The following is a 19,027-nucleotide window of genomic DNA, read 5'->3' as shown; positions in this document are numbered from 1 at the left end:
ATTTTATGTAAAAAAATATGGGTATTCATGTAAATTTTATCTTAATATAAAATTTATTAGATATAATAAAATAAAAACAGATGAAAATTAGGAGGATTTAATGAAAAAAATAATACTAATAATTGTATCTACTTTTATGTTATTAACAGGATGTAGTAGTGTAAATACGATAGTAAAAAAGAGAAATTTAGAAGTGCAAACTCAAATGTCAGAAACGATTTGGCTAAATCCAGAGTATGTAGGGGATAAAACAATTTTTGTTCAAGTTAAGAATACAACTCCAAAGACATTAAATATTGAAAATAGTATAAAAAGTTTATTAATTTCAAAAGGATATAAGATAACAAATAACCCTAAAAAATCAAACTATTGGTTACAGGCTAATATCTTAAAATTAAATAAAGAGGATTTAAGAAATAGTAATCCAGCAGAAGCAGGTTTAGTAGGTGCAGGAGTAGGAGGAGCACTAGGAGCGTATAATACTGGTTCTGTAAATAGTGCAATAGGATTAGGTTTAGTAGGTGGAGTTGTAGCTACAGCTGCAGATGCTTTAGTTGAAGACGTGTATTATGTAATGATAACAGATATAGTAATTAGTGAAAGAACAAGCAAAAAAGTAGTTATAGATAATGTAAATCTGATAAAGCAAGGAACTAGAGGAGTTGCGGCAACAACATCTGTAGATTCAGGAAATATGAATAAATATCAAACACGTATAGTTAGTACAGCAAATAAGGTTAATTTAAAATTTGAAGAAGCAACTCCATTATTAGAAGGAGAACTTATAAACTCAATTTCTAATATCTTTTAAAAAATACCCCAATCGAAATTTTCTTTTAGAAAAGAAATAGGTTGGGGTATATTTTTCTTGTATATCTTTTATAAGAAAAGGTATAATGAAAAAAATATAATTAAAATAAAGGAGAGAAAATGCATAGAAAAAGTCTTATTTTCATTTTTTTAATAACAGCTTTATTTTCTTTTAAGTTATTGGAATTATCAAAAGTAAAAAAGGATTTTATATACGTAGTTCCTAAGATAAAGAATTTTGAAGTGTTAGAGAGAAATATAGGAGAATATACGTTATCTCCTATTGGTGGAAATATTTTAAAAGAGAAAATAGAACAACGTAATTTTTTAAATGGTAGTTTATTTTATAATGTTCCAAATGGCGAATATCTTTTAAAGGGAAAATACAAAGATGATTCAGATGAATACATTTTAAAGAAGCAAAAAAATTGGGAAAAAATATATTTAAATTTAGAGGGAGTAAAATTTTCTAAAATTCAAGAAGTTTTTTTGAATTTTTTAACAGCATGTTTAATAGGTTTTAATATTTTTATATATTTAAATAGTAGACATAGAATTCCTAAAGGGAATAGTTTAAAAGTTATATTTTTTCTTTTAATAGGAAAGATGTTATTTAGTTTACGAATAGGTTTTCAAAATAATTATCTAATTATGGCTGAATACACAATAACACGAGTACTTTTATTTTTGTTAATATTTTATTTTTTAGAAAATATTTTATCTAAAAAATTTAAAAAGTTTAGGATTTTTATTTGGAGTTGTTTAGGGATAATTTATTTTTATAATATAGTGACTCTATTGATATTATACTCACCACAGTTTTACGTATATTTATTAGAGGAATCACCAGTATTTTTAAATATTGTTAGAACAGCTAGAAGAGTAATAGATTTAACTAGAATCATTTTTATAATTACACTTTTTCAATTTTTTATTCAAAGAAGAAAGGTCCGAAAAAAAATATCTTTTAGTTGGATTGCAATAGGAATAACATATTTTGTTTTAGAGTTTTTTAGAGAACTATTTCCTAAAGAGAGAAATTTATATTACTTTATAGAATTGATGGAAATATGTTATATTTATTGGTGTCTTGTTTTTTATATTTTTAAGATATATACAGAAAATGTAATGAGAGCTATAAGATATTCTATAGGTGTAACCTTAAGTTATATATCTCTTTTCTATTTTAAAACTTTAACAGAGCCAGCTGTGATTTTAGGAACTATAATTATTTTAGATTTTTATACAAATATTATTGAAGGTATAATGAAATATAAGAATGAAGCGGTTGATAAAATATATAATAGATTATGTTTAGTTAGAGATGTAAAAACCTTTGAAAAACTTCTACAAAAAGAAATTTTAAAAAATGTAACATTAGTAGATGTAAAAGTAAAAATACTTTTTGATCCAGAAGAGTATAAAGAATTTATTACAGAAGGTGATGATAATGAAATTGTTATTTCAAAAGATATGATAAAACTAGAAGAGTATAGTTCAGCGTATAGAATTGAATTTAACGAGAATAAATATATTGCTTTAATTTTTGTTGAAGAAGGAGACACGCCTCTAACAATAGAAGAACAAAATTTTTTATTAGATCTTTCTAATAAAATAGGAAGTATAGTTAGTAAAATTAGATTAGACTCTTTATATGAGGAGTTGATTTAAATGATATTAGGGATAGATGTAGATAATAATTTGAAAATAATTTTAAATGAAGTTATTCCTTATAAATGTATTGATTTAAGAAAAAATAGTGATGAAATTCAAAATGTTGATGTTATTATAATTGATTCAAAAACAGAAAATATAGATGAAAAATTAATTGAATATAAAAAACAAAATTTAAAAGTAATTGCATTAGTTGGTGAAAATGAAACTAGAGAGATGCGAAAGTTATTTTTAAGTAATTTGGTGGATGATTGTTTAATTAGAAAAGACATTTTTGAGCTAGAAGAGTGTATCCAGCAGTTAGAAAAAAAAGAGAGTAACATAACCTCCTTTTATCTTTTTGATAGTTTTAAAAGAGGAATATATAGTTTTTCAGAAATAAATTACATCACATACTCAAGTATTTCAAGGAGGACAGAATTTCATTTAACAAATTCAGAAATTTTTGATATAAAGAAAAATTTCTCTGAAGTAGAGGAAAAAATTATTCATACAAATATTTTTTATAAACTAGATAGAGGAACTATAATTAATATTCAACTGGTAGAAGTTTTAGATTATAAAGAAGAAGTTATAGTTTTTAAAAATAAAGAGTTTATTTACACCAGTAAATTGAAACTAAAAGAACTTGAAGATAAATGTAATTTAACAAACAACAAAATTGTATTAGGTCTATAAAAAAACCTCTAAGTAAAATTAGAGGTTTTTTTATTAATTTTTATGCCAATGTTTAATTATATTATTAATTCTTTTAGTAGTTTCAAGAGTATTGTCTGCACCAACTAATTCTGAAACAAGACAGATAGACTTTGCTCCCATTGCGAGAACTTTATCTATATTATTTTCTTTGATTCCTCCAATTGCAACATAAGGTAATTTAATATTTTTGTTAACAAAATCCAAATATTCTAAAGTAACTGGAGCACATACATCCTCTTTAGTTTCTGTATAAAAAATTGGTCCTACTCCAATATAATCAGCCCCATCTATAATGGCTTGTTGTGCTTCTTGAGGATTGTGAGTAGAAATTCCAATAATTTTATTTTCACCTAAAATTTTTCTAACGTCTTTTATAGGAAGATCATCTTGTCCAATATGAATTCCATCAGCTTCCGATAAAAGAGCAATATCAAGATAGTCATTAACTATAAAAGTTGCATTATATTTTAGTGTCAATTCTCTTAAAGCTTTAGCCTCTTCTAAAAGAAGTTTTAAATCTCTCTTTTTTTCTCTGTATTGTATAATTTTAGCTTCACCTTTTAAAAGGTCTTCACAATATTCTAAAAATTCTTTATTTTTTCCAGATTTAGAATCTGTTATTGCATAAACTCCAATGGGTAAATCAAATTTTTTCATCGGAAAATCCTCCTATTATATCTAAAACTTTATTTGCCATAAGACACGCAATAAACATAACTTTAGTTGAATATGTTTGATAAATTTTTATATCACTATAAAAATCGCCAATCACAGTTAGTTTATTAAATGTTAAATTTTTTATATTTTTTAAATCTCTTCCACCGATACCATTTGCAGATATAATATATTTAGTCGAGTAGTTTTCAATTAAAAGAGTTTTAAACTCTTTTTTATCAAAAGCTTCAATAATGATATCACAGTCTGAAAAAAAATCTAAGATATTATTTTTATCAATTTTTTCTACGAAAAAATCAATATTTAAATTTTCATTAATAGATTTTAGATTTTTCATCAATGTAGGAGCTTTGTATAATCCTATTTGATTTTTAAAATAAAATTGTCTATTTAAATTAGTTTCTTCAATTTTATCGAAATCGACTAAAATAAAATTTTTAATACCTGCTCTAACGAGGTTCATAGCTACATTTGAACCTATACCACCGCAACCAGCAACGCCTATTTTAATCATAAATTACCTTCCCAATCTTTAAAAATTGGTTGATATCCTTTAGTTTTTAGCATAGAAACAATCTCTTGTACACTTCTATGATCGTCTGTTTCAAATTGAGGTTCTGAATTATTTGAAAGAGAGTATCCTCCAACTTCTGTGACAGAACCTGCAGAATATTTAGTGACTCCTAAAGGGAGTAGATTATCCCTAAAATTCTCTGCTTCTCTAGTTGAGATATTTATTCCAATCATAGGAAAAGCCAAACGATAAGCTAGTATAAATTGCACAAATTCCTTATCATTTACAATATTTTCAGGCTTGATATTTCTATAAGCTTCTTTAATTCTAGGAAGAGATATAGAAAATTGTGACCCTAAGAAAGTATTTGTTAAATATTTTAGATGCATACCTGATAAAAATGCTTCTTCAATAGGATTTCCAAGTCCAAATAAAGTACCGATATTAATAGATCTTAAATTAGCTAAGGCTGCTCTTTTAGGAGTTTCTAGTCTGTATGTATAATCTGTTTTATTTCCTTTTAGATGATATTTAGAGTATGTTTCTTTATGATAGCACTCTTGATAAACGGTAACACCATCAAGTCCAACTTTATATAGAATTTCATACTCCTCTTGTGAAAGGGGTTGAACTTCAATTATAACAGTAGAAAAATATTTTTTTAAAATTTTAATTGAATTTTTTAAATATTCTATAGAATTTATAGAGCTTTCTCCGGTCAATAAAATAATACTGTGAATACCAAGAGTTTCAGAGATAAAAATAGCTTCTTTCTCAATTTCTTCAAGAGTTAAATGACGTCTTTTAATTGGATTTGAATGTTTAAAACCACAGTAACTACATTCATTATCACATATATTTGAAATATATAAAGGAGCATATATGTGAATTTCTTTACCAAAATATTGCTTAGTTAGAGAATTAGCTTTTAAGGCCATTTTTTCCAATAAATTTGAAGCTTTTGGAGAAAGTAAAGCTAAAAATTCTAAGTCTTCAAGAATTTTTTCACCACTATTTTCAATAATATTTTCTATATCAGATGTACTTAGTTTTTCAAAAAAATTATTATAATCAAAAGATTTATAATGCTGTAAAATTTTTTTCATAAATTTTCACTAATCCCTTAAAAATCCAGTAAGAGGAGAAGAGGCAATAGCAGTATTATTGATTTTACCACATTTAGCTAAGTAAGCTTCACGGCCAGCTTGAACAGCTTTATTAAAAGCAATGGACATTTTCACTGGATCACCACTAGTTGCAATAGCGGTATCAACTAAAACAGCACTACATCCTATTTCCATAGCTTCACATGCGTGAGAAGGTTTTCCAATTCCAGCATCAACAATAATAGGAAGAGTACAATTTTCAACAAGAATTTCAATCATCGGCTTTGTTAGGAGTCCTTTATTTGATCCAATGGGAGCACCAAGTGGCATAATAGCTGCTGCTCCAGCAAGCTCTAATTTTTTAGCGACAATTAAATCTGGATTGATATATGGCATAACAATAAATCCTTCTTTTGCAAGTACTTTAGTAGCTTTTATAGTTTCTTCGTTATCAGGCATTAGATACTTCATATCGCTTATTATTTCAATTTTTATAAAATCTCCACACCCAGAGGCTCTAGCAATTCTTGCAATTTTAATAGCTTCTTCAGCATTTCTTGCTCCACTTGTATTAGGAAGAAGTTTAATGTTTTTAGGGACATATTCTAAAATATTTTCACTTTTTCCGCTAAGATCAACTCTTCTTAATGCAACGGTAATCATTTCACTACCACATTTATTTAGCATCTCATTAATTAATGAATAATTTGAAAACTTTCCACTACCTGTAATAAGACGATTATTAAATTCTATTCCACCTATAAATAATTTATCCATAACTATCCTCCACACACAAAATTTAAGACTTCAATTGAACATCCCTCTTCAATAGCAATATCAAAATTTTCTTTTTTTATGATATTATCATTAAATAAAATAATAAGACCATCAGTATTTAAATTAAGCGAGTGAATGAACTCTTTAATTGTACTAGTAGAATCTAAAGATATAGATTCGCCATTAAATTTAAAATTCAAAATAAATTACCTCCTTTTTATTTTTAAGGTGGCTATTTTATAAAAAAAAGCTATACCCACCAGAGTATAGCCTTTTAATCAGTTATATAATAACTTGATAAAATAGCTTCCCTACGTTGGTTTTAACCAAATCAGGTTCGAAGGGTTAACTTTTTTCAAAGTCTCTCAGCCACAAAGGCACCCCTAGCAACAACATTTTACATCAAATAAAAAAAAAATCAAATAAAATTTTCTTTTTTCTTTAAAAATGATATAATATTTCAAGCAAAATTACGAAAGGAAAGACCATGAAGCAAGAAATATTGAAGTATTTAAAATTAATGTTAGGATTATTGTTGTGTGCATTGGGAGTTGTAACTATTTTAAACTCAAATTTAGGATTATCACCGTGGGATGTTTTAAATCAAGGGTTGAATAGAACTATTGGAATAACACTAGGAGAGGCGAATCTTTTAGTAGGAGCTTTCGTTGTTTTATTTAGTATTTTTTTAAAGCAACCGATTGGAAGCGGAACTGTAATAAATTTTTTATTAGTAGGAGTATTTATAGATATGTATATCTATTTAGATATAATACCTAAAGGGGACATATTATTAAAAAAAATATTAATTTTAATAATAGGAATACTTATATTTAGCTATGGTTGTTATGTTTATATATCTACAGGTCTTGGATGCGGTCCAAGAGACGGACTAATGGTAATTTTAACTAAAAAATCAAGTCATCCCTTATGGAAAATAAAAACTTGTATAGAAATTGTTGTTTTAGGTCTTGGATATATTTTAGGAGGAACAATAGGAGTAGGAACAGTAGTTTCCTCATTATGCGTAGGGCCTTTGATTCAGTATTTTTTTAAGCTTAATAATCAAGACATAAAAAAATTAGAGCATAGAAGTTTAATATCAGAGTTTAAATTTTTAAAAGGAAAAGTATTAAAATAATAAAAGAAGGAAAAGTTAAACTTTTCCTTCTTTTTTCATCCAGAGTAGTATATCGTTATATACTTGATTTTTATTAAGTTCATTTAAAATTTCATGTCTGCAATCTTTATATAACTTTAAAGAAAGTTTATTAAAACCTAAATTTAAATAGAAGTTATAAAGAGACTTAACTCCGAGACCATAAAGTCCAATGGGGTCATCTTCACCAGAAATAATTAAAATAGGAGTTGCTTTATTGACAAAATTAAAGCTATCCTTGTTATAAAGCTTAGATAAAAAATCTAAAAAATTATAATAAAACTTTGGAGTATAACTAAACCCACAATGAGGATCATCTAAAAATTCCTTTACAACTTTTGGATCTCTACTTAACCAAGATGAGCTATTTTTATCTTTATCTTTAATTTTTGAATTAGTTCCTAGAAAAATAATATTATTAAAAATTTTTTTAGGATTGTTTATTAAAAGAGATATAGATTTAAAAAGAACTTTACCAACAAAAGTCATGAATTTTCTTTCGTAACAACTGCCCATAAAAATATAATTAAATTTTTCTTTAGAATATACTTTCATGTGTTTCTGAGCTATAAAGGATCCCATACTATGCCCTAAAATATAGAAAGGTAGATTAGGGAACTGTTCTTTTAAATTTTTACTTATATTAACTTGGTCAAAAACTAAAATATCAAAAGAACTACTAAAAAGTCCTAAGGTTCCATTTTTAAAAGCCTCTTCTCCATGTCCTCTATGATCAGATAAGACAACTATATATCTATTTTTATTTAAAAAATCTGTAAAGTTCAAATATCTTTTAGAGTATTCACTCATACCATGTATAATTTGAACAATTCCTATAGCTGGATCATCATTATTGTAGATTATTTTAATTTTAATCTCCTCCTTTTCAACTCCTACTTAAAAAGAGAGTATAAATAAGTTGAGTATACTGTTAAAAATAGAAGACCATGAATTCTATTTAATCTATAGTTTCTTAAAACAAATGCTAAAAGAAGAATTGAAGCAACCATATTTAAAATTAAATCAATAAATGCAGTGGTAGGAACATCTATAGGAGTGATAACAGCAGATACACCTAGAATGAAAAATGTATTAAAGATGTTAGAACCTACAACATTTCCTATTGCAATATCAGTATTTTTCTTAAAGGCAGCAACAACAGAAGTTGCTAACTCTGGTAAAGATGTTCCTAAAGAAACAACTGTTACAGAAATAACTCTTTCAGAAATTCCAAAGTTTCTAGCCAAATCAACAGCAGAGTCAACAATAAATTTTCCTCCAAAAACTAGAAGAATAAAGCCAAGTATCGTCACACCAGTAGCTATAGGTAATGTATAATTTTTTACTTCTAATTCGCTCTCTTCTCTATTCATAACTGTTAAATAGGCATTATACATAAGAAATAATATAAAAAATCCTAATAATATAAATCCATCAATTTTGCTTAAGACTCCATTTTTAGCTAAAACATATGTTAAAATTGAAGCAAAAAGTGCTATAGGTATTTCAAATTTAACAGTGTTTCTTGCAACTGTTAAAGGATAGATAATAGCTGTAATACCTAAAATAACAAGAATATTAATAACATTACTTCCTATAACATTTCCTAATGTGATAGCAGTTTTACCATTTAATGCAGAAATGACATTTACAACAAGTTCAGGAGCAGAAGTTCCAAAAGCTACGATGGTAAGTCCAATAACAATATTAGGAATATTGAATCTTTTAGCTATAACAGAAGCTCCATCAACAAGGGAATTTGCTCCTAAAACTAAAAAAACAACTCCAATAAGTAAAATAATTAAAGATATCATAAATCCTCCTAAATTAAACTAAACTTCTAATCCATTTATATGACATAACACGTGGGTATGTTATAACACATTTAACAAGTTCTTCTAAACAGATTATAAAGTATAATGTTGTTATAGATAATCCCGGGATAAAGTGAATAGCAGCAAAGGCCATAGGAATTCCTATAATCCAAATTCCAATCATTTCAGTTGCGATTGCATAAACAACATCTCCACCACCTCTTAAAGTACCTATTACTTGTATAATAGCATAAAATCTTGCAGGAATAAAGAATGCCATTATTTTTAAAACAGTAATTACATTTTTAGCTGTTTCAGGAGTTATTTTAAAGACTCCAACAAAAAGAGGAGAGATAAAGTAGAAAATAATTCCGATGGCTACTCCTAATAAAACTCCAAATTGGGATATCTTTATTGAAAGAGAGTACGCTTCATCTTTTAAGCCAGCTCCAATTTTATTACCAATTATTATAGCAGAGGCAGCTCCAATACCTATACCAAATATATTAAACATATTATTAACAGTAATTGCAATTTGCATAGTTGCAGTTGCGTTAACTCCAAGTTTAGCATAAGCAATAGAATAAGTTGAAATTCCTAGAATCCACATAATATCGTTAAAGATAACTGGAGAAGCAATTTTAAAGAATTCTTTTAATTTTTTTATAGAAAGTTCTTTTAAACCATGGAATTTTGTTGCAATTACATTATTATAATTGTAAATCATGAATAAAAGAAACCCTAGTTCCATAGTTCTAGAGATAGTTGTTCCTAAAGCAGCACCAGCGACTCCCATCTTAGGAGCACCAAATTTACCAAATATAAATAAATAATTTAAAAGACCATTAAAAGCAATTCCAACAATACTTCCATACATAGGGAGTTTAGTTTGAGCAGTACTTCTTAAAGCCATTGAATAAGCTAGAGTTATAGATGATAGAATATAGCTCACAGCAACTATCCTCAAATAACTAACTCCTAGAGATGTAACAGTTGGATCATTTAAAAAAATATGAATTATATCTGCTGGAAAAATTAAAGCAATTGCAGCAAAAAATATTGAAACTCCAAGTGAGATTAAAAGAGATAAATCTAAAAATTCATGAATTTTTTTGACATCTTTTTTACCCCAAAGTTGAGACATGAAAATAGATGCCCCCATTCCTACACCAGCTACTGAATAGAAGAATATCATATAAAATTGATTAGATAAACCAACTGCAGCGATTTCACTTTCTCCAAGCTTTCCAACCATGATATTATCAAGAAGATTTAATGATGCGGTAATCAAACTTTGTAAAATAATAGGAATGGCTAGAGCCATTAACATTTTAATAAAACTTTTTTCGAATTTAAATTTTTGAAACATGCGACACTCCTTTTGTAAATTAAAGAGCAGATGGGTTATAAGCTGCCCATCTGCTCTTTTATATTGTATTTTATTTTTTCTTTTTAACTTTACTTTTAACCTTTTTTTTAGGTTTTTTATTATTTTTTTCATCTCTATATTCTGTATAAGATTTTATATGCTTATATTTTTCTATTAGTAAAGGATTTTTAGCAACAGAGAATCCAAATTGACCAATAGGTTTTTTTGACATTGGAAAATATTCACCATGACAATAATTAATTAAATTAGCCCATTCAAAATGAATTTTACCTTTTTCATCAATAATATTTTTATTGATATGCGAACCAACAACTTCAGCTAAAAATAAATCATGTGTTCCTAATGGAATGATTTGTTTAACTTTACATTCGATATTGATAGGAAACTCCTCTAAATATGGAGAATTAACATGTTCTCCAGGTTTAGCTATAAGCCCTAGATGTTTAATTTTATCAACATCTCTTCCAGAAATAACACCACAATAATCAGTTTCTCTTACTTGGAAAGTATTTGGTAAGTTAACTGTAAACTCCATTGTTTCTTTAATATATTCATATGATAATCTCTCAGGTCTAATAGAGATAGAAAGCATAGGAGGATTAGTACAGATAGTACCTGTCCATGCAACGGTAAATGCGTTATTAACACCATCTTTATTTCTAGATGTTATAACTACAGCAGGAACAGGATTTAAAACTACACTTCCTTTAAATAGTTCTTTTGTCATTATTATAGCTCCTTACTTTTCTTTTATTTTATCTTTTTATTATACAATATTAATTATTTAATGTCTATAAAATCAAAGAGATGTTTAGAAAAAATCTTGTAAAATTAAAAGAAAAAATATATTATTATAGAATAAAATAAATAAAAGAGGTGAAGAAAAAATGGCAAGAAGATTAAGATGTGATGTAGGATTTGCAGATAGTTTATTATTTTTACTAGGATGGACAGTTTTAGTTGTAATAACTTTTGGATTAGCCTCTCCATTCTTTTTATTCTCTCTTATAAAGTTTATGATAAATAGAACTATTATTGTAGAGGAATAATAATGAAGATAGAAATTACTCAAGAAGTTTTAAACTATTTAGAAAAGAAAAACATCAAAGATATAAGAATGTATTTAGAAAGTACAAAAGGTAGTAAGTGATGTCCTGTTATTTTTAATGTTCAGGTTGAACTTTTAACAGAGATACAAAATAAAAATCTTGGTAAAAATAGAAAAATAATTTTTAGTGGAGTTAATGTTTATATAGATGAGAGTGTTCCACAAAATAAAAATTATAAAATTTTTAAAGTGTTAAAAATACCTTTTTTTCCAATGGTAATAGATGTAGAAACGTTTTAAAATTATGAAAAGTTATATAAGAAAGGAGTTAATATGAAAAAATATCTAATATTATCAGTTTTATCTGTAGTACTTTTATCAGGATGCTCTAATGTTGGATCAAATACAATTGGTTCGACAACAGTTGGAGCAGGAGCAGGAGCTCTTTTAGGACAAGCGATAGGTGGAGATACTGGAGCAACTCTTTTAGGAGCAGGTATAGGTGCAGCAGCAGGTGCATTAGTTGGTTCAGTGCAAGATCAAACTCAGGCTATAAAAGATACAAATCAGCAACCATATTATAATAATCAACCGCAATATAACCAACCACAATATAATCAGCCTCAGTATAATACAAATCAACAATACAATAAACCTTATTATAGTCAACCTTATAATTCATCATATTAAAAAAGACCTCCAATTGGAGGTCTTTTATTTATTACATAGCACTTTTAAAAATATTTGCAATATCTTTCTCATTACCTTTTCTTGGGTTACTAAATGCATTTCCATCTTTTAATGCGTTGCTTGACATAAGTTCAATATCTTCCTCTTTAACTCCAGCTTCTTTTAAACTTTTAGGAATTCCAACATCTCCTGAAAGTCTAAAAATAGCTTCAATTGATTTTTCAGCAGCTTCAATAACAGAAAGTCCATCTGTTTTCTCTCCCATAAATTCAGCTATATCAGCAAACTTTTCAGGATTAGCAATCATATTGTAACGACAAACATGAGGAAGTAACATAGCGTTAGCAACACCATGTGGCATATCATAAAGTCCACCTAATTGATGAGCCATAGCATGAACATATCCTAAGTTTCCATTATTAAAAGCCATACCCGCTAAAAGTGATCCATAAGCCATATTTTCTCTAGCTTTCAAGTTCTCTCCATTAGCAACAGCTTGTCTTAAATTTTGTGAAATTAATTTTATTGCTTGAATAGCAGCAGCATCTGTAACAGGATTAGCATCTTTAGAAACATAAGCTTCAATAGCATGAGTAAGAGCATCCATACCTGTTGCAGCAGTTAAACCAGCAGGTTTTCCAACCATAAGTAATGGGTCATTGATAGAAACTTGAGGTAGATTTCTCCAGCTTACAATAACAAATTTAACTTTAGTTTTAGTATTAGTAATAACAGCGTGTCTAGTAACCTCAGAAGCAGTTCCAGCAGTTGTATTGATGGCTATAATAGGAGGAAGTGGATTTATAAGAGTCTCAATTCCAGCGTAGTCGCAAATATCACCAGGATGTGTAACAGCTATTCCAATACCCTTACCGCAGTCGTGAGGAGAACCTCCACCTACAGTTATTATCATGTCGCACCCTTCTTTTTTATACATATTTGCACCTTCGTATACATTTGTATCTTTAGGATTAGGCTCAACATTATCAAATACAACACTATCTATACCAGCTTCGTTTAAATACTTTATAGTTTTTTCTACAGCTCCATCTTTTAAAGAGTGTAAAAATTTATCAGTAACGATTAAAGCTTTTTTTCCATTAAGTATTTGAGCTCTATCCCCAACTACACTAAGGCATCCAGGGCCAAAAAAGTTAACACTAGGCATTAAATAATCATAAAATCTCATTAATAATCTCCTCCCAAAATAAAGTAGTTCTTGTTTCAGTTTAAGAGTAACAAAAAAACAAGATGTAAACAAGGTAAAAAAATACCTAAAAATGGTAAAAAAAAATCAAAAATATAAAAAATGACAAGAAAGTACAAATCTAAGATTGATTATTACCTTGAAGTATATAGAAAAAGTTGTTAATATTCGATATACGAACAAAAAAATAAAAAGTATAGGGAGGAAAAGTTATGGTTGTTAAGAGTTTTAATCAAATTACTTTAGAAGCTTCAAAGAAAATGGGTAAAGCAGCTTTGAAAAAAGCATTGGAAATAAAAGTCCCAGTTGTGTTTTCAGTAGTAGATAATGGTGGTAATTTATTGTATTTAGAAAGAATGGATGAAGCTTTTGTAACAAGTGTTGATATAGCGATTAATAAAGCTTTTACAGCATGGGCATTAAAGAGTGGGACAAATGAGCTTAGTGAAGTAGTTTTACCAGGACAAAGTTTATATGGTTTAAATTTGACAAATAACTCTAGAATAATAACTTTTGGTGGAGGATTCCCAATTATAATAAATGATGAAATTGTAGGAGCAGTTGGAGTAAGTGGTGGAACTGTAGAAGAGGATATGGAGATAGCAAAAGCAGCATTAAATTCTTTATAATTTATAGGAGGAACGATGAGATCAAAACGTTTTGAAGTTTTAAGTGAACGTGCAGTAAATAAAGATGGATTTATAGGTGAATGGAAAGAAGAGGGATTAATAGCTATGGATAGTCCTTTAGATCCTAAACCAAGTCTTGTAATTAAAGATGGAAAAATAATTGAATTAGATGGTAAAAAAAGAGAAGAGTTTGATATGATTGATCTTTTTATAGCTGATTATGCAATTGATTTAAGATATGCTGAAGAAGCTATGAATTTATCAACACTTGAAATAGCGAAAAAATTAGTTGATATAAATGTAAAAAAAGAAGAAATTTTGAAAATAACAACAGGAATCACACCAGCGAAGATGGTAGAAGTTATTAGTCATTTAAATGTTGTAGAAATGATGATGGCTGTTCAAAAAATGAGAGCTAGAAAAACTCCTTCCAATCAATGTCATGTGACTAATTTAAGAGATAATCCAGTTCAAATTGCAGCAGACGCAGCAGAGGCTGCAATAAGAGGTTTTGATGAGCAGGAAACAACAGTGGGAATTGTAAGATATGCACCATTTAATGCTATTGCAATTTTTGTGGGTTCTCAAGTGGGAAGAGGTGGAGTACTAACTCAATGTTCAGTGGAAGAAGCAACAGAGTTAGAACTTGGAATGAGAGGATTTACAAGTTATGCAGAAACAGTTTCAGTTTATGGGACAGAGCAAGTATTTACCGACGGAGACGATACGCCTTGGTCTAAAGCATTTTTAGCATCGGCATATGCTTCAAGAGGGTTAAAAATGAGATTTACTTCAGGTACAGGATCAGAAGCCTTAATGGGATATTCAGAAGGTAAATCAATGTTGTATTTAGAGACAAGATGTATTTACATAACAAGAGGAGCAGGTGTTCAAGGATTGCAAAATGGTGCAGTAAGTTGTATAGGAATGCCAGGGGCTTTACCAGGAGGTATAAGAGCGGTTTTAGGAGAAAATTTAATAGCAATGCTTTTAGATTTAGAATGTGCTTCAGCTAATGATCAAACTTTCTCTCATTCTGATATAAGAAGAACAGCAAGAACTTTAATGCAGATGTTACCAGGAACAGATTTTATATTCTCTGGATATAGTGCAGTACCAAATTATGATAATATGTTTGCAGGATCCAATTTTGACGCAGAAGATTTTGATGATTACAATATTTTACAAAGAGATTTAAAAGTTGACGGTGGATTGAGACCAGTTTCTGAAGATGAGGTAATAAAAATAAGAAATAAAGCAGCAAAAGCAATTCAAGGATTGTTTAAAGAGTTAGATCTCCCAGAAATAACAGACGAAGAAGTATATGCGGCTACATATGCTCATGGTAGTAAAGATATGCCAGTTAGAGATGTTGTTCAAGATTTAAAAGGAGCTGAAGAACTTTTAAAAAGAGGAATAACAGGTTTAGATTTAGTAAAGGCCTTAAGCAAAAGTGGATTTAAAGATGTTGCTGAAAATGTATTAAATATGTTAAAACAAAGGGTTTCTGGAGATTATCTTCAAACTTCAGCAATTTTAAATAAAGATTTTAAAATTGTAAGTGCAATAAATGATAAAAATGATTATATGGGACCAGGAAGTGGCTATAGAATTAGTGAAGAAAGATGGAATGAAATTTCTAATATTCCAACAGCAATAAAGCCAGAGAGTATTGAATAGGAGGAAAAAATGGAAATAAAAATAAAAGAGGTTGGAATTGCGAAAAAAGGTGATAGAATAGAAGAGGTAGTTATAGGACTAGCTCCAGCTTTTAAAAAATATCAACATAAAACAATAACAGATGTTCCTCATGATATGGTCTTAATGGAATTAATAGCAGGAATAGAAGAGGAAGGTTTAATTGCTAGAGTAGTACGTGTAAATAGAACGTCAGATGTTTGTTTTATTGCAAATGATGCAGCTAAATTAAGTGGATCTGGAATAGGGATAGGAATACAATCAAAGGGAACAACAGTTATACATCAAAAGGATTTACTTCCGTTAAATAATCTGGAATTATTTCCACAGGCACCTCTTTTGACCCCAGAAATTTATAGATTAATTGGTAAAAATGCAGCTAAATATGCTAAAGGAGAATCGCCTAATCCAGTACCTGTTATAAGTGATCAAATGGTGAGACCAAAATATCAAGCAAAAGCAGCTTTATTACATATAAAAGAAACAAAGCATGTAAAAGAAAATGAAAAACCTGAAGAGTTAGAATATACTTTTGAATAAGGAGATGAAAGATGAACAAAAAAATTAATATCGAATTAGATTATCCTTTAGGAGAGAAGAGAAAAGAGTGGTTAAAAACTCCAACTGGAAAAACGTTAGATGATATCACTTTAGAAAACGTTTTAGATGAAAATATTAAAGCTCAAGATATTAGAATCTCTTCAGAAACACTTAATCTTCAAGGGGAAGTAGCTGAAACAGCAGGGCAGCCTACTATAAAAAGAAATTTTCAAAGAGCTAGTGAATTAGTAAAAATCTCAGATGAAAGAATATTAGAGATTTATAATGCTTTAAGACCAAATAGATCATCTAAAGAGGAACTTTTAGCTATAGCTGATGAGCTTGAGAATAAATATGGAGCAGTTGTAAATGCAAATTTTGTTAGAGAGGCTGCAGATATTTATGAAAAAAGAGGAAAGTTAAGAAAAGATTAGGAGCAATTTAATTATGAAAATTATTGCAGGTATTGACATAGGAAATGCGACTACGGAGGTAGCTTTAGCTAGAGTAACAGACTCTGAAATTAAATTTTTAGGTAGTTCTCTTTATAAGACTACAGGCTTAAAAGGAACAGAAGAAAATATAGAGGGCATAAAAAAGGCAATTTTCTCATTGTTAGAAAAATTAGATTTTAAATTAGAAGACTTAGATTTGATTAGAATAAATGAGGCAACTCCAGTAATTGGAGATGTTTCCATGGAAACGATAACAGAAACAATAATAACTGAATCTACTATGATTGGGCATAATCCGGATACTCCTGGAGGTTGTGGAATAGGAATAGGTTTAACGATTAATATAGATAATTTAAAAGAACTAAAGTGTAGTCTATTAGATGAAGAGTATATTGTTATAGCAAATAAAGATAAAAATTTTTTAGAAATAGCAAAAATTTTAAATTCTGAAATAAATAGAGGAGTAAAAATAAAGGGAGCTATTTTACAAAGAGATGATGGTGTTCTTGTAAATAATAGATTACTAATAAAAATTCCAATAGTTGATGAAGTTCAACTAATTGAAAAAATACCTTTAGGTGTTAAATGCTGTATTGAAGTAGCTGAAAAGGGAAGAGTTATTGAAAAAATTTCAAATCCATATGGAATAGCGACAATTTTTAATTTAACCTCAGAAGAAACAAAAAAAGTGGTTCCTTTATCAAAAGCTCTTATAGGAAATAGATCAGGTGTTGTAATAAAAACTCCTCAAGGAGATGTGAAAGAAAAAATTATTCCAGCTGGAAATATCTACATAAAAGGTTGTAAAACAACTGAAGAGGTAGGCATACAAGAAGGTGCTGAAAAAATTATGGAAAAGATATCTTTTCTAAATGTTCAAGATATTTTTGGAGAAGATGGAACAAATGTTGGTGGAATGTTAAGAAATGTAAAAAATACAATGAGTAAATTTACAGGAGAAAATATAGAGGATATAAAAATAAAAGATTTACTAGCAGTTGACACCTTTGTTCCTCAGAGAATAAAAGGTGGTTTAGCTGGTGAATTTATGCTTGAAAATGCTGTAGGATTGGCAGTAATGGTAGGAACTGAAAAAAATCAAATGGAAAATTTAGCAAGATTAATAAAAAGTGAATTAGGCATAGAAGTAGAAGTTGGTGGAGTAGAAGCAGATATGGCTATAAAAGGAGCTTTAACTACTCCAGGAACAGGAAAGCCATTGGCTATAATTGATATTGGAGCTGGATCAACAGATGCTTGTAGTATAGATAAATTTGGAAGAAAAGCTCATACTCATTTAGCTGGTGCAGGAAATATGGTAACTTTATTAATTCAGAAAGAACTTGGAGTTGAAAATTTTAATTTAGCTGAAGATATTAAAAAATATCCACTAGCAAAAGTAGAATCTTTTTTTCATATAAGGTACGAAGATGGAAGTGTGCAGTTTTTTAATGAGCCTTTATCACCGAGCATATATGCAAAAAATGTATTAGTAAAAAATGGTGAGCTTATTCCAATAGATATTCAAAATACTTTAGAAAGAATTAGAGATATTAGGAGAGAGAGTAAAAGAAGAGTTTTTGTAGCAAATTCAGAGAGAGCCTTAAAAAAAATATCTTTAACTAAAAATATTAGAGATTTTGAGTTTGTAATAATTGTAGGTGGATCAGCTCTTGACTTTGAAATACCAGAGATGATAACGGAAGCTCTTTCTAAATACGGTGTAGTTGCTGGTTGCGGAAATATAAGAGGAATAGAAGGGCCTAGAAATGCTGTAGCGACAGGTTTGGTTTTAGGTGATAGAGAGTGTTAAAAACTGGAATAGATATAGTATGTTCAAATATTATAAAGATAGTTGATATAGAAGAGATATTTTTTGGAATAGAAGAAGAGGGAGTTCCTTATATTTTAAAGTTTTTAGAAGAAGAAAAAATAGATAAAGAGTTTTATGTAAATGGAAGGTTTGAAATAGGAATAGGTATTAATTCAGATGGTGAAATATTTTTAAATCAAAAAAAATATACAAAAGAGTATATTTTGAAAGAAAATATTGGAAGTTCTAAAAAACGTTTAAGGGTTTTTGGTCAAAATGCAGCTAGAGTATTAAAGGGATTGCCTTTAAAAAAAGTATAAAAAAACGAA

Annotated in this window: 22 protein-coding genes and 1 riboswitch; of the genes, 12 read left to right on the top strand and 10 right to left on the bottom strand. The window is 28.5% G+C overall.

The annotated features are described in order from the left end of the window. Nucleotides 1-100: 100 nt before the first annotated feature. The 3 genes from traT (at nucleotide 101) to HMPREF0202_RS12490 (ending at nucleotide 3,162) form a co-directional block, all read left to right on the top strand. On the top strand, nucleotides 101-811 hold the full coding sequence (gene traT / locus HMPREF0202_RS12500; RefSeq protein ID WP_023049738.1) for a complement resistance protein TraT: 711 nt from the start codon (nucleotides 101-103) through the stop codon (nucleotides 809-811). A 119-nt stretch (nucleotides 812-930) separates the two neighbouring features. Then, entirely contained in the window at nucleotides 931-2,481 is a 1,551-nt protein-coding gene (locus HMPREF0202_RS12495; protein ID WP_023049737.1) for a hypothetical protein, read from the top strand. Beyond that, complete coding sequence (locus HMPREF0202_RS12490) at nucleotides 2,482-3,162, top strand: LytTR family transcriptional regulator DNA-binding domain-containing protein (RefSeq protein ID WP_023049736.1); 681 nt, start codon at nucleotides 2,482-2,484, stop codon at nucleotides 3,160-3,162. It begins immediately after the preceding gene. Nucleotides 3,163-3,195: 33 nt separating this feature from the next. On the opposite strand, the gene thiE is transcribed toward HMPREF0202_RS12490, so the two are convergent. The 5 genes from thiE to thiS are packed head-to-tail and all read right to left on the bottom strand — an operon-like array spanning nucleotide 3,196 to nucleotide 6,455. Continuing rightward, on the bottom strand, nucleotides 3,196-3,840 hold the full coding sequence (thiE, locus tag HMPREF0202_RS12485) for a thiamine phosphate synthase (protein ID WP_023049735.1): 645 nt from the start codon (nucleotides 3,838-3,840) through the stop codon (nucleotides 3,196-3,198). After that, nucleotides 3,827-4,372: a sulfur carrier protein ThiS adenylyltransferase ThiF gene (gene thiF / locus HMPREF0202_RS12480; RefSeq protein WP_023049734.1), complete on the bottom strand. Its 546-nt coding sequence runs from the start codon at nucleotides 4,370-4,372 to the stop codon at nucleotides 3,827-3,829. The genes thiE and thiF overlap by 14 nt, the downstream gene beginning before the upstream one ends. After that, the gene (gene thiH, locus HMPREF0202_RS12475) at nucleotides 4,369-5,478 is read right to left on the bottom strand and encodes a 2-iminoacetate synthase ThiH (RefSeq protein WP_023049733.1); all 1,110 of its coding nucleotides are present in this window, start codon (nucleotides 5,476-5,478) and stop codon (nucleotides 4,369-4,371) included. Before thiH ends, thiF begins: the two co-directional genes overlap by 4 nt. A 9-nt stretch (nucleotides 5,479-5,487) precedes the next feature. Continuing rightward, the gene (locus HMPREF0202_RS12470; RefSeq protein ID WP_023049732.1) at nucleotides 5,488-6,255 is read right to left on the bottom strand and encodes a thiazole synthase; all 768 of its coding nucleotides are present in this window, start codon (nucleotides 6,253-6,255) and stop codon (nucleotides 5,488-5,490) included. 2 nt (nucleotides 6,256-6,257) lie between these two features. Beyond that, a complete protein-coding gene (gene thiS / locus HMPREF0202_RS12465) occupies nucleotides 6,258-6,455 on the bottom strand; it encodes a sulfur carrier protein ThiS (RefSeq protein ID WP_023049731.1) in 198 nt (65 codons plus the stop codon). A gap of 91 nt (nucleotides 6,456-6,546) precedes the next feature. Then, nucleotides 6,547-6,650, bottom strand: a riboswitch (TPP riboswitch). Between the two features lie 92 nt (nucleotides 6,651-6,742). On the opposite strand from thiS, the gene HMPREF0202_RS12460 reads away from it, so the two are divergent. Beyond that, complete coding sequence (locus HMPREF0202_RS12460) at nucleotides 6,743-7,396, top strand: YczE/YyaS/YitT family protein (RefSeq protein ID WP_023049730.1); 654 nt, start codon at nucleotides 6,743-6,745, stop codon at nucleotides 7,394-7,396. 15 nt (nucleotides 7,397-7,411) lie between these two features. Here HMPREF0202_RS12460 and HMPREF0202_RS12455 read toward each other — a convergent pair whose 3' ends face one another. The 4 genes from HMPREF0202_RS12455 to HMPREF0202_RS12440 form a co-directional block, all read right to left on the bottom strand. Beyond that, nucleotides 7,412-8,245, bottom strand: coding sequence for an alpha/beta fold hydrolase (locus HMPREF0202_RS12455; protein ID WP_261795769.1), 834 nt, complete (start codon nucleotides 8,243-8,245; stop codon nucleotides 7,412-7,414). A 62-nt stretch (nucleotides 8,246-8,307) separates the two neighbouring features. Beyond that, nucleotides 8,308-9,228, bottom strand: coding sequence for a calcium/sodium antiporter (locus HMPREF0202_RS12450; RefSeq protein WP_023049728.1), 921 nt, complete (start codon nucleotides 9,226-9,228; stop codon nucleotides 8,308-8,310). 13 nt (nucleotides 9,229-9,241) lie between these two features. Continuing rightward, nucleotides 9,242-10,597, bottom strand: coding sequence for an MATE family efflux transporter (locus HMPREF0202_RS12445; RefSeq protein WP_040407486.1), 1,356 nt, complete (start codon nucleotides 10,595-10,597; stop codon nucleotides 9,242-9,244). Between the two features lie 70 nt (nucleotides 10,598-10,667). Further along, entirely contained in the window at nucleotides 10,668-11,345 is a 678-nt protein-coding gene (locus HMPREF0202_RS12440) for a flavin reductase family protein (protein ID WP_023049726.1), read from the bottom strand. 160 nt (nucleotides 11,346-11,505) lie between these two features. On the opposite strand from HMPREF0202_RS12440, the gene HMPREF0202_RS15135 reads away from it, so the two are divergent. Then, on the top strand, nucleotides 11,506-11,667 hold the full coding sequence (locus tag HMPREF0202_RS15135; RefSeq protein ID WP_023049725.1) for a DUF6693 family protein: 162 nt from the start codon (nucleotides 11,506-11,508) through the stop codon (nucleotides 11,665-11,667). Between the two features lie 332 nt (nucleotides 11,668-11,999). Then, nucleotides 12,000-12,356 carry a YMGG-like glycine zipper-containing protein gene (locus tag HMPREF0202_RS14860; protein WP_023049724.1) on the top strand — a complete coding sequence of 119 codons (357 nt, stop codon included), beginning with the start codon at nucleotides 12,000-12,002 and terminating at the stop codon, nucleotides 12,354-12,356. 31 nt (nucleotides 12,357-12,387) lie between these two features. On the opposite strand, the gene HMPREF0202_RS12430 is transcribed toward HMPREF0202_RS14860, so the two are convergent. Beyond that, nucleotides 12,388-13,545, bottom strand: coding sequence for an iron-containing alcohol dehydrogenase (locus tag HMPREF0202_RS12430; RefSeq protein ID WP_023049723.1), 1,158 nt, complete (start codon nucleotides 13,543-13,545; stop codon nucleotides 12,388-12,390). 230 nt (nucleotides 13,546-13,775) lie between these two features. Here HMPREF0202_RS12430 and HMPREF0202_RS12425 point away from each other — a divergent pair, with 230 nt between their 5' ends. The 6 genes from HMPREF0202_RS12425 to HMPREF0202_RS12400 are packed head-to-tail and all read left to right on the top strand — an operon-like array spanning nucleotide 13,776 to nucleotide 19,018. Beyond that, complete coding sequence (locus tag HMPREF0202_RS12425; protein ID WP_023049722.1) at nucleotides 13,776-14,192, top strand: GlcG/HbpS family heme-binding protein; 417 nt, start codon at nucleotides 13,776-13,778, stop codon at nucleotides 14,190-14,192. Nucleotides 14,193-14,207: 15 nt separating this feature from the next. Further along, complete coding sequence (locus HMPREF0202_RS12420; RefSeq protein ID WP_023049721.1) at nucleotides 14,208-15,872, top strand: propanediol/glycerol family dehydratase large subunit; 1,665 nt, start codon at nucleotides 14,208-14,210, stop codon at nucleotides 15,870-15,872. Nucleotides 15,873-15,881: 9 nt separating this feature from the next. Further along, nucleotides 15,882-16,430 (top strand): propanediol/glycerol family dehydratase medium subunit, encoded by a 549-nt coding sequence (locus tag HMPREF0202_RS12415; RefSeq protein ID WP_023049720.1) that lies wholly within the window; start codon nucleotides 15,882-15,884, stop codon nucleotides 16,428-16,430. An 11-nt stretch (nucleotides 16,431-16,441) separates the two neighbouring features. Next, entirely contained in the window at nucleotides 16,442-16,864 is a 423-nt protein-coding gene (locus HMPREF0202_RS12410; protein WP_023049719.1) for a diol dehydratase small subunit, read from the top strand. A 13-nt stretch (nucleotides 16,865-16,877) separates the two neighbouring features. Then, a complete protein-coding gene (locus HMPREF0202_RS12405) occupies nucleotides 16,878-18,698 on the top strand; it encodes a diol dehydratase reactivase subunit alpha (RefSeq protein WP_023049718.1) in 1,821 nt (606 codons plus the stop codon). Beyond that, entirely contained in the window at nucleotides 18,692-19,018 is a 327-nt protein-coding gene (locus HMPREF0202_RS12400; protein ID WP_023049717.1) for a glycerol dehydratase reactivase beta/small subunit family protein, read from the top strand. The genes HMPREF0202_RS12405 and HMPREF0202_RS12400 overlap by 7 nt, the downstream gene beginning before the upstream one ends. Nucleotides 19,019-19,027: the final 9 nt, after the last annotated feature.

Source organism: Cetobacterium somerae ATCC BAA-474, from assembly GCF_000479045.1.
GTDB classification, from domain to species: Bacteria; Fusobacteriota; Fusobacteriia; order Fusobacteriales; family Fusobacteriaceae; genus Cetobacterium_A; species Cetobacterium_A somerae.
Note: the sequence above shows the minus strand (reverse complement) of the source record. Positions and strands in the feature narration are given on the sequence as shown.

Excerpts from the sequence above, each read along its gene's own strand:
- HMPREF0202_RS12495 (WP_023049737.1), top strand. The coding sequence starts at position 931 with ATGCATAGAAAAAGTCTTATTTTCATTTTTTTAATAACAGCTTTATTT.
- HMPREF0202_RS12430 (WP_023049723.1), bottom strand. The coding sequence starts at position 13,545 with ATGAGATTTTATGATTATTTAATGCCTAGTGTTAACTTTTTTGGCCCT.
- HMPREF0202_RS12405 (WP_023049718.1), top strand. The coding sequence starts at position 16,878 with ATGAAAATTATTGCAGGTATTGACATAGGAAATGCGACTACGGAGGTA.
- HMPREF0202_RS12490 (WP_023049736.1), top strand. The coding sequence starts at position 2,482 with ATGATATTAGGGATAGATGTAGATAATAATTTGAAAATAATTTTAAAT.
- thiH (WP_023049733.1), bottom strand. The coding sequence starts at position 5,478 with ATGAAAAAAATTTTACAGCATTATAAATCTTTTGATTATAATAATTTT.
- HMPREF0202_RS14860 (WP_023049724.1), top strand. The coding sequence starts at position 12,000 with ATGAAAAAATATCTAATATTATCAGTTTTATCTGTAGTACTTTTATCA.
- thiE (WP_023049735.1), bottom strand. The coding sequence starts at position 3,840 with ATGAAAAAATTTGATTTACCCATTGGAGTTTATGCAATAACAGATTCT.
- HMPREF0202_RS15135 (WP_023049725.1), top strand. The coding sequence starts at position 11,506 with ATGGCAAGAAGATTAAGATGTGATGTAGGATTTGCAGATAGTTTATTA.
- HMPREF0202_RS12415 (WP_023049720.1), top strand. The coding sequence starts at position 15,882 with ATGGAAATAAAAATAAAAGAGGTTGGAATTGCGAAAAAAGGTGATAGA.
- HMPREF0202_RS12425 (WP_023049722.1), top strand. The coding sequence starts at position 13,776 with ATGGTTGTTAAGAGTTTTAATCAAATTACTTTAGAAGCTTCAAAGAAA.
- HMPREF0202_RS12410 (WP_023049719.1), top strand. The coding sequence starts at position 16,442 with ATGAACAAAAAAATTAATATCGAATTAGATTATCCTTTAGGAGAGAAG.
- HMPREF0202_RS12445 (WP_040407486.1), bottom strand. The coding sequence starts at position 10,597 with ATGTTTCAAAAATTTAAATTCGAAAAAAGTTTTATTAAAATGTTAATG.
- traT (WP_023049738.1), top strand. The coding sequence starts at position 101 with ATGAAAAAAATAATACTAATAATTGTATCTACTTTTATGTTATTAACA.
- HMPREF0202_RS12470 (WP_023049732.1), bottom strand. The coding sequence starts at position 6,255 with ATGGATAAATTATTTATAGGTGGAATAGAATTTAATAATCGTCTTATT.
- HMPREF0202_RS12460 (WP_023049730.1), top strand. The coding sequence starts at position 6,743 with ATGAAGCAAGAAATATTGAAGTATTTAAAATTAATGTTAGGATTATTG.
- HMPREF0202_RS12440 (WP_023049726.1), bottom strand. The coding sequence starts at position 11,345 with ATGACAAAAGAACTATTTAAAGGAAGTGTAGTTTTAAATCCTGTTCCT.
- HMPREF0202_RS12420 (WP_023049721.1), top strand. The coding sequence starts at position 14,208 with ATGAGATCAAAACGTTTTGAAGTTTTAAGTGAACGTGCAGTAAATAAA.
- HMPREF0202_RS12450 (WP_023049728.1), bottom strand. The coding sequence starts at position 9,228 with ATGATATCTTTAATTATTTTACTTATTGGAGTTGTTTTTTTAGTTTTA.
- thiF (WP_023049734.1), bottom strand. The coding sequence starts at position 4,372 with ATGATTAAAATAGGCGTTGCTGGTTGCGGTGGTATAGGTTCAAATGTA.